This is a genomic window from uncultured Devosia sp. (genome assembly GCF_964244875.1).
GTDB lineage: Bacteria > Pseudomonadota > Alphaproteobacteria > Rhizobiales > Devosiaceae > Devosia.
Genome location: NZ_CAXTKA010000013.1, coordinates 106,477 through 118,928 on the forward strand (window position 1 = coordinate 106,477; position 12,452 = coordinate 118,928).

The window sequence follows — 12,452 nt, forward strand, 5'->3', positions numbered from 1 at the left end:
CAAAGGGACAGCCCGGAGGTACTGCGCGCAACAAAGGCCGGAGTGCGGGGCATTTCTCTTAAATTTGACAAATTCCGACCGCATGGCCTGTGCCGGAAGGTCGGGCCTGGTAGCCGGCCGAAAAGGATCACTCCATGGACGCAGCGACAGCGGTGGCAGCCACGGCGCCACACATCGATTTTTCGATCTGGGGGCTGTTCTGGTCGGCCGACTGGATCGTCAAATCCGTGATGCTGGGCCTTTTGGGCGCGTCGATCTGGTGCTGGGCCATCATCATCGACAAAACCCTCTATTACCGGCGGGCCCAGAGCGAGATGAACCGCTTCGAGCGCGTGTTCTGGTCCGGGCAATCGCTGGAAGAGCTCTACCAGCAGCAATCGGAAAAGGTCAGCGGCGGGCTGGGTTCGGTGTTCGTTGCCGCCATGAAGGAATGGAAGCGCAGCCACGAGCAGAACGCCTCCTCGTTCGTGGGCATGCAGCAGCGGCTCGACAAGGTGCTGGACGTGGCCATCTCGCGCGAAAGTGAAACGCTGGAAAAGCGGCTGGGCTTTCTGGCCACGGTGGGTTCGGCGGGCCCGTTTATCGGGCTGTTCGGCACGGTCTGGGGCATCATGAATGCGTTCACCGCCATTGCCGCGTCGTCCAGCACCAATCTGGCGGTGGTCGCGGCGCCGATCGCCGAAGCGCTGTTCGCCACTGCCATCGGGCTGGTGGCGGCCATTCCGGCGGTGATCGCCTATAACAAGCTGTCCTCGGACGCCGGCAAGATGATCGGCCGGCTCGAAGGCTTCGCCGACGAATTTTCCACCATCCTGTCGCGCCAGCTCGAAGCGCGGGGCAAATAGCCATGGGCATGGGTGGAGCAGGCGGCGGAGGCGGTGGCGGACGGCGCGGCAGCCGACGCAGCCGGCGCCGGGGCGGCGGCGGCGTGATGAGCGAGATCAACGTGACGCCGCTGGTCGACGTCATGCTGGTGCTGCTGATCGTGTTCATGGTGGCCGCCCCGATGATGACGGCGGGCGTGCCGATCGATCTGCCCAAGACGGCGGCCAACGAGCTCAATAGCCAGACCCAGCCGGTTACCGTAGCGGTGACGCCCGAAGGCGCGATCTTTGTGGGCGAAGACCCGGTGGCCGAAGCGGACCTGATCGCGACGGTCACGGCGCTGGCTACCAACGGCACCGAGGACCGGATTTTCCTGCGCGGCGATACCAGCGCCAATTATGGCTCGGTGATGCGGGTCATGGGCCTGCTGTCGGGCGCCGGCTTCACCAAGATCGGCCTGATCACCGAGAAAGAGCCGGGGTAGCCGCCCGCCATGCGCACCGGGATCGTCGTATCGGCTATCGCTCATCTGGCTCTGCTGACCATTGGTTTGATCAACCTTGGGCAGGCGCAGCCGTTGGAGCCGGTGGCCGAGGCGATCGCGGTCGATCTGGTGCCGATTTCGGATCTGACCAATATCCGGGTCGGCTCGCTCGACAGCGAAGTGGTCGAGACCCCGACACCCTCGGCGATGGAAACCGAGCAGCCCGCCGAACTGGCCCAGCCCACCGGCAATACCGAGGAAAACCAGGAACAGAACCGGCCTGCCGATATTCCCACCCCGGCGCCGGTCACCAATACCGCGCCGACGCCGGCGACCCGTCCCGAGCCGCCTCCGGAGCCCGAACCCATCCCTGAGCCCGAACCAGCTCCGGAGCCTGAACCGGCGCCCGTGCCTGAACCGGCGCCCGTGCCCGAGCCGGAACCCGTACCTGAACCGACCCCGGAACCCGAACCCATTCCAGAACCGGAACCCACGCCGGAGCCGGCACCCGAACCAGAGCCGGAGCCTGCGCCTGAACCAGAGCCCGAGCCGGTCCCTGAACCGACCCCCGAACCAACCCCACCGCAGCCGGCGGCGCCAACCCCGGCGGCGCGGCCGGCCAATCTGGCCCAGAAGCGCGCCGAGTTCGCCGCCAAGCAGGAGGCTGTTCGGCAGGCGGAAGCCGACGCCAGGCAAGAGGCCGAGCGCCAGCGAGAAGCCGAGCGCAAGAAGCGCGAGGAGGAGGAGGCCGAGCGGGTAGCGACGGCTGCCGCCGAGGCGGCCGAGCGCGAGCAGGCGGCGACATCGGAACTGGACGCTTCGCTGGCCGACGATATTTCGGCCATAATCAACAGGGATGACTCAACCGGCGCCACGACCGGGCAGGGCGGCTCGCCGACCCTGGGCGATACCGATGGCACATCGGCGACGCTGAGCCAGTCGGAAATCGCCGGGCTGGTGGCGCAGATCAAACAATGCTGGATCACCAACCTGATGCCCGATGAGTTGAGTTCGGGCCTGTCGGTGCAATTGCGGGTGAACCTGAACCAGGACGGCAGCGTGGCGGCGTCCCCGCAAGTGCTGGTGGCGGATGCCTCGATCACGGGGCAGGCCATGGCGCGGGCGGCACAACGGGCGGTCACCGCCTGCGGACCCTACAGGCTGTCACCTGACTCCTATAACGAGTGGCGTGAACTCGAGATCACGCTGCGGCCTTGATGAACACTTATGGCTGGGATGGACACAAGGTCCGGGCCGCCGAGATGGAGATATCGAAATGAACCTTTTGACCCGGCGCAATGCGCTCAAGCTTGGCCTTGCAGGCAGTGCGGTCCTGGCCGCCGGCAATTCGGCGATGGCGGCGCTGCAGATCGTGGTGGAGGGCGCCAATTTCCAGCCGCTGCCGATCGCCATTCCCAATTTCGCCTCGTCCGATCCGGCCTTCGGGCAGGAAATCGCCGATATCGTGCGCAACAATCTTCGCCGCTCCGGGCTGTTCCTGCCATTCGATCCGGCGACGCTGCCGGTGCAGGTGGGGGACGTCAACAACTCGCCCGATTTCAACATCTGGCGCACGGCCAATGTGGACGCCCTGGTCATGGGCGCGGTGGAACGGGGCGGGCAGATTTCCTCCTCGGTGCGCGTCTGGGATACCCAGCAGGCCAGCCAGGTGGTCGGCAAGAGCTACAATACCGATCCGAACAGCTCGCGCCGGGTCGCCCATATCATTTCGGACGCCATCTATGAATCGCTGGCCGGGGGCACCGGCTACTTCGATACGCGCGTGGTGTATGTCGCCGAAAGCGGTCCCAAGGCCAACCGGGTCAAGCGGCTGGCGATCATGGACCAGGACGGCGCCAATGTGCAGTATCTGACCGAGGGCAATACGCTGGCGCTGACGCCGCGCTTCTCGCCCAATAACGACCTCGTCACCTATATGAACTTCGAGGACGGCAATCCGCAGGTCTATATCCTGCAACTTTCGAGCGGGCAGCAGCAACGGCTGGGCTCGTTCGGCTCCATGACTTTCGCGCCGCGCTTTTCGCCCGATGGCGGGCGCATCGTGTTCTCGGTGGAAAATGCCGGCGCCACCAATATCTATTCGGTCGGTGTCGGGGGTGGCCAGCCGACCCAACTGACATCCGGGGCGGCTATCGATACCGGCCCGTCCTATTCGCCCGATGGCAGCACGATCATCTTTGAGAGCGACCGCGGGGGTTCGCCGCAGCTCTACCTGATGAGCGCGGGCGGCGGCAATGCCCAGCGCATCAGCTATGGCCAGGGCAGCTATTCGACCCCGGTCTGGTCGCCAAAGGGCGATCTCATTGCCTTCACCCGGCAGTCGGGCGGGCAGTTCAATATCGGCATCATGAACGCCGACGGCTCGGGCGAGCGGATGCTCTATTCCAGCTTCCATGCGGAAGGGCCGAGCTGGGCACCCAATGGCCGCGTCATCATGTTCTTCCAGGATCCGGGCGGCAATGACGGCCCCAAGCTGATGAGCGTGGATATCTGGGGGCGGAACGTTCAGACCATCCCCACCGACAGCTATGCGTCGGACCCGGCCTGGAGCCCGTTGCGGGCCTGAAGTCGTCCCTGCGCGCTAGAAGGTTCTATGCCCGTTGCGCCAAGGCCGGTGCGGCCATGGCTTGCGCTATCTGGAAACTCGCCTTGGCGACGTCCACCAGCTTGAGCGCCTGGTCCCAGCGATCGGTGGTCTCGACCCAGTCGCCGGTCTGGGACCGGCTGGGGACGGCATAGTCGATCGGCAGAGGCCCGGTGGGCGTTTCGACCTGCTCGGGCAGCAATTCGGGGGCGAAGACGATGGATTGCCCCGCCGTGTCGGCTTGCAGAAAACCGGAAAAGCACAGCGCCCACATGCGTGAAAATCGGCCTAGATGCGGCTCGTCGCGGCCGCCCGCCTTGATGGCGACCTGCATGATCCCGCCCGTGCCGATGCGGCCGTGAACGAAGCGTACCCGGTGAAAGAAGGGCGCCAGCAAGGTCAGCTTGCCCTCGAAATCGCCATAGGCCATTTCCAGTCCGGTGTACCAATGGGACAGGTCCGCATTGAACGTCATCTCGGGGAAGTGCTCGATCCAGCGCAGCGTACGCCAGATGTCCTGGGTGATGGTGGCGCGGTGCGTTTCGATATGGGCCGGATGGCCCAGGTGATCGCTGGCGGTGAGAATGGCTTCGATCAGGCCCATGGCCTGGGCGTCGCTTTCAAGACCGGTGCCGACATGCAGCGTCGTCGCCAGATGGCCATCCGCCTGTTGCCGCGCCAGCACATCCTGCGCATCCTTGCGCTCGACAACCCGGCCCGAGCCATAGGTCTTGAAGCCGAACGCGCGATAAACGGGGTTGGTCGCGCCCTGAATGCCAGCATAACCGGCCACGCGAAGGCCCTTGGCCAGGCTGGTGGCGTCCCCGGTTGGCGCGGCGGACCACGCAGGCAGGCCCAGCAGGGTGCCCATGTTGAGGGCGATGACAAGCGGGCTGTCGGTCATGAAGTCACCTTGCGGACGCAGACGATCGGCGAGGCGATCAATATGGCCAAGGGCGCAGGTATTGCAATCGCGTCCGCAGCGGCCGATGCGGGGCGGGGCTTCATTGGGCAACATCTGGCCGGCCCTCCATGCGCGCGCGATACAGCGATGGCGGCACGCCGAACTGGCGGCGGAAGCGGGTGGAGAAATAATAGGCGTTGGGAAACCCGACCTCTTCGGCGATCTGCGCCACCGGCCAGGACGAGGAATCCAGCATCTGGGCGGCCCGCGACAGCCGCGTCAGCTCGATATAGGACTGCGGCGACAGATTGAGCTGCGCGGTGAACAGCACCGAAAAGCGCGATCGCGACAGGCCCACCGAGCGACCCAGTTTCTGGATGTTGAGCGGCTCGCGCAGGCGCTCGCCCACAATTTCCAATGCCCGCTTGATGCGGGTGTCGAGCATGGAGGTGGCGTGAATGGGGTTGAGGCCGTCCGCCGCGATCAGCGCACGCTCAAGGCTGTTCATGGCCGCGTCCAGCCGCAGACGGAGCCCGCCTTCGGCAATATCGACCATGCGGCGCAATTCCTGCTCAATCGCCATGGCCTCGCCGGCCGCCGGCAGGACCATCACGCCCCGGGAAAGTTGTGGCCAGTTCAGCCACGCCATCCAGTGCGCGCGCGGCCGAAAATGCACCCAGATATTGATCCAGCCGCTATTGTCGTCGAGGTGGCCGTATTCCTGGGCGGTATCGGGGGCGATCAGCAGGATGTCGCCGCGCTTGAGCGTCTGCTCGCCCCTGGCGGTGCGCACATAGGCTTGCCCGGCCAGGGTGAAGATCAGCAACCAATCCTTGGTGCCCTCGGGGCGAAAGCCACGGCTCTGGCCCAGGCCTTGGTGCTGGATGCCGCAGATGATGGGAGACGATGCCGGAGCGGGCGTAATTTCCAGTTCAGACATGGCACGGTCTCCCATCCAGGCTTTATTCGGCAGCGTGCCGGTCCAGTCCGCGCGCGGTGCCGGGCGCGCGCCGGGTGATCGGCTGCAGGATCTTGCGTTGCGCCGGGGTGACCCGAGCCAGCAGTTCGGGCGAATAATCGTAGCCATAGCGGGTATTGCCCCAGATCGGGCCGTAGCGGTAAATCACCACGCGGCGATCGCCTGCATTGGTGCGCTTGGTGGCCCCGTGGCTCAGCGCATCAACGAACATCAACGCGTCGCCCGCCTTCATGTTGACCTCGATGGAGCCCTCGACCACCTCGTCTTCGGCCTTGACGCGTTCGGCGAAGGGTTGGGAAAACACAGGATGGGCGATATTGCTCTTGTGGCTGCCGGGCACGATGCGGGTGCCACCGTCCCCCGGGCCGATATCGGTCAGTGCCAAGAGGATATTGACCTGGCCACAATGGAACTTGCCGTTGGCAAAACCATACTGGTTGCGGATGACGCCGTCCTGCCCGCCCGAATGCAGCGGGAAATAGCCGCCGCTGCGGCGCACCGAGGCGAAGCACTCGTCGATATAGAGCCCTTCGACCCAGCTGCCGTCCTCGCCGCAATAGCGCTGCAGGCGGTCCACCCAGGAGGGATGATCGATCAGGGTCTCGAACGGCTTGCCGGCTTCCACCACGTTTTGCAGTTCGAGCCCGGCATGCCCGTTATTGTCGAGCCGCTGGGTATTGCCCCACCACTCGCCGAACTGCAGGTCGGGAAATGTGTCGAAGGCGCCGTTTAGCTCGGCCAGCAGCGTCTGGTCGATCGCCTTCTCGAGGATCAGGTAGCCGCGCAGGTCAAACAGAAAATCCTGTAGGTCGAATTCGCTCATGGGTTCCTCCCGTTGATGTTGCCCAAGCCTAGAATGGCGCGAGCGGTCGATCCATCAAGCCGTGTCTTGAACACCTTCGATTTTGTCCTGTTCTGTCGCGCGTTGCAAACGAGAGTTCAAGCTTTCAGGGCGACGATGGACCAAAGCCGGCTTCGCGATCGTTTCCCCGCTTGGTCGCGTGTCTCGGACCAGGGTGGTGCCGGCGTCGTGTTGCTGCGGCTGTGCGTCGTGCCTACAGAAAACACCAAAAACGAAGGTCTTTGCGACACCGCCTAATTCCGCAGCGGGAGGTGCCGAACTAGCTTGGGAGGGTTCGGTACCATCTCGATACCCGGCGCAGTGCGGGACGATGGCGATGGCCGGACCGGCGCATGACGCGCCAAAGGGGAGAGAGATGAACAAACTGGTCCGATTGGCCGGGGGCGCCAGCCTCTGGCTTGGCGTCTGCGCCGGCGCGGTGCAGGCACAGATCGTCGAGCCGACAGTGCCGCCCGATCCGCCTGTTTTCGCCGCGCAGGGGACGCCGCAGTTCGTCGGCGTCGCCGATATGCTGGAATACAAGGCGCTGCCCGAATACCACCAGCCCGCATGGATGGACAAGTTCGTTGCCGACGGGAAACTTCCCCCGGTCGCCGAGCGCCTGCCCAAGGAACCCCTGGTGTTCAAGACTGCCAACATGCCCGACGGGATCGGTGTCTATGGCGACGTGATGCGTCACGTCATCGGTGGCCGGCCCGAGGGCTGGAACTATATCGGTGGCCAAGCCCAGGGCTGGGGCGGCATCGATATCGGCATGTCCGAATGCCTCACCCGCACCGGCCCGCTGTTCCAGATCAAGGCCGAGGAATTACAGCCGCTGCCCAATCTGGCCAAGAGCTGGGAATGGTCGGAGGACGGCCACGAACTGACCATGCACCTGATCGAGGGCGCCAAATGGTCGGACGGCGATCCGTTCGATGCCGAAGACGTCATGTTCTATTGGGAGGACAATGTCCTTGATTCCAACGTCACGCCCACCAATGGCGCGACACCGGAAACCTTCGGCACCGGCACGACCCTGGTGGCGCTCGATCCCTATACGATCAAGTGGACCTTCAAGAGCGTTCGTCCCGAGCAATATCTCTACCAGATGGCCTATGGCACGTTCTGCCCCGGGCCAAGCCACCTGCTGAAGCCCCAGCATCCCAAGTACAACACCGCCAATACCTACGATCAATACAAGAACGCCTTCCCGCCTGAATACATGAACATGCCGGTGATGGGCGCCTGGGTGCCGATGGAATATCGTGCCGACGATGTCATCGTCATGCGCCGCAATCCCTATTACTGGAAGGTCGACGAGAACGGCAACCAATTGCCCTATCTCAACGAGGTGCAATACCTGCTCTCCACCTGGGCGGCGCGCGATATCATGGCGGCCTCTGGTACCGGGGACTATTCCAACCTGGAGCAGCCGGAAAACTACGTTGAAGCGCTCAAGCGGGCGTCCCAGCCGGATGCGCCGGCGCGCCTCGAGTTCGGGCCGCGCACCATCGGCTATTCGCTATTGTTCAACCTGTCGGGCAATGGCTGGGGCCAGCCCGATCCCCGGGCCCAGGCGGTGCGCGAGCTCAATCGAAACCTCGATTTCCGCAAGGCGATCTCCTCGGCGCTGGATCGGCAGCGCCTGGGCGAGGGCCTGTCGCGCGGGCCGTTCACGGCGATCTATCCCGGCGGCATCTACAGCGCGTCGGCCTTTTACGACAAGGCCTCGACGGTGTATTTTCCGTTCTCGATCGAAACGGCCAAGGCCTATCTGGCCAAGGCCGGGCTTGTCGACACGGATGGCAATGGCTTCGTCAATTTCCCCGCCGGGATGATGAATGGCGAGGATGTCACCATTACGCTGCTGACCAATACCGAGATCGTGACCAACAGGAACGTTGCCGAAGCGGTCATCGCCGGGCTGGAGCCGATCGGCATCCGGGTGGTGGCCAACTTCATGAGTTCCACCCAGAGCGATGCCAACACCCAGTCGGGCCAGTTCGACTGGCTGGTTTATCGCAATCTGTCCGACCTGGTGACGGTGGTGCAGAACACCACGACGCTGGCGCCCGTCGGGCCGCGGACCAGCGTGTTCCATCGCGCCGGCAGCGACGGCACGCTCGACCTCTTGCCGTTCGAGCAGGACATGATCGATGTGGTCGACGCTTTCACCGCGACCAATGATCGTGCCGAGCGGGTAGAACTCATGAAGCACTATCAGCGGTTGTACACCGAAAACGTCTACGCTGCCGGATTGACGCAATATTCGGCGGCGCTGGTGGTCAACAAGCGCTTTGCCAATATCCCGGTCGGTGCGCCCAATTTCATGTTCAACTGGGGCGAAGACTCAGTCATGCGTGAGCGGGTATTCGTCCCCGCCGCGAGCCAGCAAAGCTACGAGTTGTTTCCCAACGCCCTCCCAGGTGCGCCCGGCTCGCCAGGCCCGATCGATTGATCGGATCGCCGCGCACCAAGGCGCAGGGGGGCCATGGATCCCCCTGCTTTGTTTGTGGGGGCCCGGCTCGACAGGACGTTGGCGTGCACGGCATTTAACCTTAAAGTGATCCGCGTGATCGCTGTGGCCATTCTGCACCATCACCAAAAGCCAGGATTCCTGCCACATTGCAGCCGCGATAGGACAAGATTAACCACGTTGGCAAACCCGGTCTTAAGATTAAGCGCGGTAAATGGCGTCCTTAAGATTTTCGCCTTTCAGGAGCTTTCCCGTGCTGATCAACGCACCCATCAAGACTGCCTTGCGCGCCGCTGCCATGCTGCTTTTCGTCGTCGCGATCGCGGCATGTTCGCGTTCGCCCAACAGCAATGTGGGCATGACCGGTGTGGGCAATGTCGGCCCCGGCGGCGGTGCCCCCGGCAGCCAGCAGGAATTCCTGGTATCGGTCGGCGATCGCGTGTTCTTTGAAACCGACTCGTCCTCGCTGACCGCCGAGGCTTCGGCCACGCTCGACAAGCAGGCCGGCTGGCTCAATCAATATGCCAATTACCGCATCCTGATCGAAGGCCATGCCGACGAGCGCGGCACCCGCGAATACAATATCGCCCTGGGCGCTCGCCGCGCTTCGGTGGTGGTCAATTACCTGGTGTCGCGCGGCGTCAATGCCCAGCGCATCCAGTCCAAATCCTTCGGCAAGGAACGCCCCGTGGCGATCTGCAACGATATTTCGTGCTGGAGCCAGAACCGCCGCGCCGTCACCGTCGTGCAGTAACCGCCAAACGGCTTTTCGCGCGCCGAAAAGCCTGCCGATCCAGTGCAAACTGGAGACAAGAGCGCCGGGTGCCGCGTAATTGGCCCCCGGCGCTTTGTTTTGACCAAAATTGGTCTTTATTCGCGAGCCTTGAATGGCCATGTTCGTGGCATCAGTTGCGACCGTTTGGAGGCTCCTCTTGTTCTTTTCCGCTCCTTTCCTCAAGCGCCGAAAGCCGCTTGTCGTCGTTGCCGCGCTGGTGCTGGGCAACGCCGCGCCGGCCTTGGCGACGAGCATGCCGACCCTGGCCCCTGTCCGTGCGGTGGCGAGCGCGCGCATCCACGTCGCCCAAAGCCAGGAGGCGGCTCAACTGGCGGTGCGCATTCAGCAATTGGAGGAACAGACCCGGCTGCTCAACGGGCAGATCGAGGGGCTGACCTTCCAGTTGACGCAGATGCAGACGCTGGTGGAGCGGCTGAGCCAGGACAGCGAGCAGCGCTTCCAGGCGCTGGAAGGCGGTGCGCCGGGAAAACCCCAGGCGGCAACCCCAACTGACGGCGCGACGCCGTCAGGGGCGTTGCCGCAGGACCCCGGCGCCGTGCCGTCCACCGAGATCCCCGAGCAGGGCGTGCGGCCACTGCCGGGCGAGGCGGAGTTCGATCCGACCTTTACCGATGGCAGCGTCGCGCCCGACGCCCTGGGCAATTCGGGCGATCCGCTGGTGGGCACCGGCAATGGCGACCAGGCCATTCCGCCGGGCACCGGCCAGGCCGTGCCGATCGGCGGCGAGGCGCCGGCACTGGATCTGAGTTTTGATCCCAATGCGCCGGCGGCCGATACCGGCGATGCCGATGCCGATGCGCAATACAATGCCGGCTACGAGGCACTGACGCGGGGCGACTATGCCTTTGCCGAAGACCAGTTCAGCCAGTTCCTCGAACTTTATCCCGACAACGCCAAGAGTTCGGACGCGTCCAACTGGCTGGGGGAGTCATTGCTGCAACGGGGCGCCTATGACGAGGCCGCCGAAGTGCTGCTCAATGCCTTCCAGAAAGCGCCGAACAATCCGCGCGCGCCCGATCTGCTGCTCAAGCTGGGCATTTCGCTGGCGGGCGCCGAGGAGCGCGAGACGGCCTGCCGCACCTTTGCCGAAATCGACAAGCGCTACACCAACCTGACCCCGGCCTTCCTGACCCGGCTTGCCGCCGAAAAGACCCAGGCCGAATGTCCGCCGGCCTGAGCTTTGCCGACGGGGCGGTGCTGGAGGCGATCTTTGCCCCCTTCGCCGATCTGCCTGCCATCGGGCTCGCGGTTTCGGGCGGGGCCGATAGCCTGGCGCTGCTGCTGCTGGCACAGCGTTGGGCCGCTGCCCGCGCCACGGCGCCGCGTTTGAGCGTTTACAGCGTCGATCACGGCCTGCGTCCCGACGCGGCCGCGGAAGTCGCGATGGTTTTGGCCGTCGCGACCGATCTGGGCATTGTCGCGCGGGGCCTGGTCTGGACCGGGGCCAAGCCACGCAGCGGCCTGCAGGAGGCGGCGCGAATCGCGCGCTATCGCCTGATCGGCGCTGCGATGGCGGCGGACGCGGTGCCGGTGCTGCTCACCGCCCATCACTGCCAGGACCAGGCCGAGACTATCCTGATGCGGCTGGCGCATGGCAGCGGCATCGAGGGCCTCAAGGGCATGGCGGGGTCGGCTTTGGTCGAAGGCGTGCGCGTCTGCCGGCCGCTGCTGGAAGTGGCGCCGCAGGCGCTGCGGGCGGTGGTGGATGCGGCGGGGCTGGTGCCGGTGGATGATCCGTCCAATGGCGACGAACACTACGAACGGGTGCGCTGGCGCAAGGCGATGCCGCAACTGGCCGGGCTGGGCCTGGATGGGTCGATGCTCGCCCGGTTCGCCCAGCGCATGGGCGAGGCGGACGCCGCGATCGCGCAAATGGCCGAAGCCAGCTTTGCCACGCTGGTCAGCCTGGATGGGTTTGGCGCGGCGCGTATTGACCATGGGCAATTTTGCGCCCTGAGCCCGGCCGTCGCAGTGCGGATGCTGGCGCGCGTGCTCAACATCGTGGGCGGGCGGCAAAAGCCACGGGCGCTCGGATTGGTCGAGCGGCTGCAGGGCAACCTGGCGGCGGGCGAGCTGTCCAAGGCCATCACCGCCCATGGCTGTGTCGTGCGCACCAGTGGCGGCGCCATTGTCGTGGCGCGCGAGCCGGGCCGCACCTTGCCGGCCGATGCGCTGCTGCTGCCGCGCTCCGAACTGGTCTGGGACCAGCGCTTCCTGATCCGCAACGGCTCGGACGAGGCCGGGCTGACCGCCAGCGTCGCCGATTACCTGCCGCGCCACCGGCTCGAAGATTTCCTGGGCTTCAAGGTCACCGCCCCCGCCGAAGCCATCCGCACCGCCCCCATCGTGCGCGACGCGGCGGGCGGGGTTTTGTCATTGGGGGGATGGTCGTTCGACGAGCGGGTGACGGTCAATCTATTGATCGATTAGGGCATGGGGTTCAACGCCCACTCCCGCCTCGCCTGGCACAATCTCGCCCACCCGCGGTGTCACCCCGGCCTCCGGGTCGCTTCGCGCCCGAAGACAGGCTCCGGCCGGG

Annotated in this window: 11 protein-coding genes; 8 read left to right on the top strand and 3 right to left on the bottom strand. The window is 64.8% G+C overall.

What is annotated here, in order from left to right; translation table 11 throughout:
* The first annotated feature begins 134 nt into the window (after positions 1–134).
* From tolQ to tolB, 4 genes are read left to right on the top strand one after another with little or no spacing between them, the layout of a single operon-like run.
* Entirely contained in the window at positions 135–845 is a 711-nt protein-coding gene (gene tolQ, locus ACFE8X_RS14770) for a protein TolQ (protein ID WP_375452251.1), read from the top strand.
* Entirely contained in the window at positions 842–1,309 is a 468-nt protein-coding gene (gene tolR, locus ACFE8X_RS14775) for a protein TolR (protein ID WP_375452263.1), read from the top strand. The genes tolQ and tolR overlap by 4 nt, the downstream gene beginning before the upstream one ends.
* Before the next feature lie 9 nt (positions 1,310–1,318).
* The gene (locus ACFE8X_RS14780; RefSeq protein WP_375452252.1) at positions 1,319–2,527 is read left to right on the top strand and encodes a cell envelope integrity protein TolA; all 1,209 of its coding nucleotides are present in this window, start codon (positions 1,319–1,321) and stop codon (positions 2,525–2,527) included.
* 58 nt (positions 2,528–2,585) lie between these two features.
* Positions 2,586–3,896: a Tol-Pal system beta propeller repeat protein TolB gene (gene tolB / locus ACFE8X_RS14785; RefSeq protein WP_375452253.1), complete on the top strand. Its 1,311-nt coding sequence runs from the start codon at positions 2,586–2,588 to the stop codon at positions 3,894–3,896.
* A 25-nt stretch (positions 3,897–3,921) separates the two neighbouring features.
* On the opposite strand, the gene ACFE8X_RS14790 is transcribed toward tolB, so the two are convergent.
* The 3 genes from ACFE8X_RS14790 to ACFE8X_RS14800 form a co-directional block, all read right to left on the bottom strand.
* Positions 3,922–4,818 carry a hypothetical protein gene (locus ACFE8X_RS14790; RefSeq protein WP_375452254.1) on the bottom strand — a complete coding sequence of 299 codons (897 nt, stop codon included), beginning with the start codon at positions 4,816–4,818 and terminating at the stop codon, positions 3,922–3,924.
* Positions 4,819–4,918: 100 nt separating this feature from the next.
* Complete coding sequence (locus ACFE8X_RS14795) at positions 4,919–5,758, bottom strand: helix-turn-helix domain-containing protein (protein ID WP_375452255.1); 840 nt, start codon at positions 5,756–5,758, stop codon at positions 4,919–4,921.
* 22 nt (positions 5,759–5,780) lie between these two features.
* Complete coding sequence (locus ACFE8X_RS14800) at positions 5,781–6,620, bottom strand: phytanoyl-CoA dioxygenase family protein (protein ID WP_375452256.1); 840 nt, start codon at positions 6,618–6,620, stop codon at positions 5,781–5,783.
* Positions 6,621–7,014: 394 nt separating this feature from the next.
* Between ACFE8X_RS14800 and ACFE8X_RS14805 the strand changes: the two genes are divergently transcribed.
* The 4 genes from ACFE8X_RS14805 (at position 7,015) to tilS (ending at position 12,343) form a co-directional block, all read left to right on the top strand.
* Positions 7,015–9,099, top strand: coding sequence for an ABC transporter substrate-binding protein (locus tag ACFE8X_RS14805; protein ID WP_375452257.1), 2,085 nt, complete (start codon positions 7,015–7,017; stop codon positions 9,097–9,099).
* A 316-nt stretch (positions 9,100–9,415) separates the two neighbouring features.
* Complete coding sequence (gene pal, locus ACFE8X_RS14810; RefSeq protein WP_375452264.1) at positions 9,416–9,871, top strand: peptidoglycan-associated lipoprotein Pal; 456 nt, start codon at positions 9,416–9,418, stop codon at positions 9,869–9,871.
* Between the two features lie 178 nt (positions 9,872–10,049).
* Positions 10,050–11,090 (top strand): tol-pal system protein YbgF, encoded by a 1,041-nt coding sequence (ybgF, locus tag ACFE8X_RS14815; RefSeq protein WP_375452258.1) that lies wholly within the window; start codon positions 10,050–10,052, stop codon positions 11,088–11,090.
* Entirely contained in the window at positions 11,075–12,343 is a 1,269-nt protein-coding gene (gene tilS / locus ACFE8X_RS14820; protein WP_375452259.1) for a tRNA lysidine(34) synthetase TilS, read from the top strand. Before ybgF ends, tilS begins: the two co-directional genes overlap by 16 nt.
* Positions 12,344–12,452: the final 109 nt, after the last annotated feature.

Bases quoted from the DNA above. Each gene is read 5' to 3' on its own strand.
- tilS (WP_375452259.1), top strand. From the start codon at position 11,075: ATGTCCGCCGGCCTGAGCTTTGCCGACGGGGCGGTGCTGGAGGCGATC.
- tolB (WP_375452253.1), top strand. From the start codon at position 2,586: ATGAACCTTTTGACCCGGCGCAATGCGCTCAAGCTTGGCCTTGCAGGC.
- pal (WP_375452264.1), top strand. From the start codon at position 9,416: ATGCTGCTTTTCGTCGTCGCGATCGCGGCATGTTCGCGTTCGCCCAAC.
- ACFE8X_RS14795 (WP_375452255.1), bottom strand. From the start codon at position 5,758: ATGTCTGAACTGGAAATTACGCCCGCTCCGGCATCGTCTCCCATCATC.
- ACFE8X_RS14800 (WP_375452256.1), bottom strand. From the start codon at position 6,620: ATGAGCGAATTCGACCTACAGGATTTTCTGTTTGACCTGCGCGGCTAC.
- tolQ (WP_375452251.1), top strand. From the start codon at position 135: ATGGACGCAGCGACAGCGGTGGCAGCCACGGCGCCACACATCGATTTT.
- ACFE8X_RS14805 (WP_375452257.1), top strand. From the start codon at position 7,015: ATGAACAAACTGGTCCGATTGGCCGGGGGCGCCAGCCTCTGGCTTGGC.
- ACFE8X_RS14780 (WP_375452252.1), top strand. From the start codon at position 1,319: ATGCGCACCGGGATCGTCGTATCGGCTATCGCTCATCTGGCTCTGCTG.
- ACFE8X_RS14790 (WP_375452254.1), bottom strand. From the start codon at position 4,818: ATGACCGACAGCCCGCTTGTCATCGCCCTCAACATGGGCACCCTGCTG.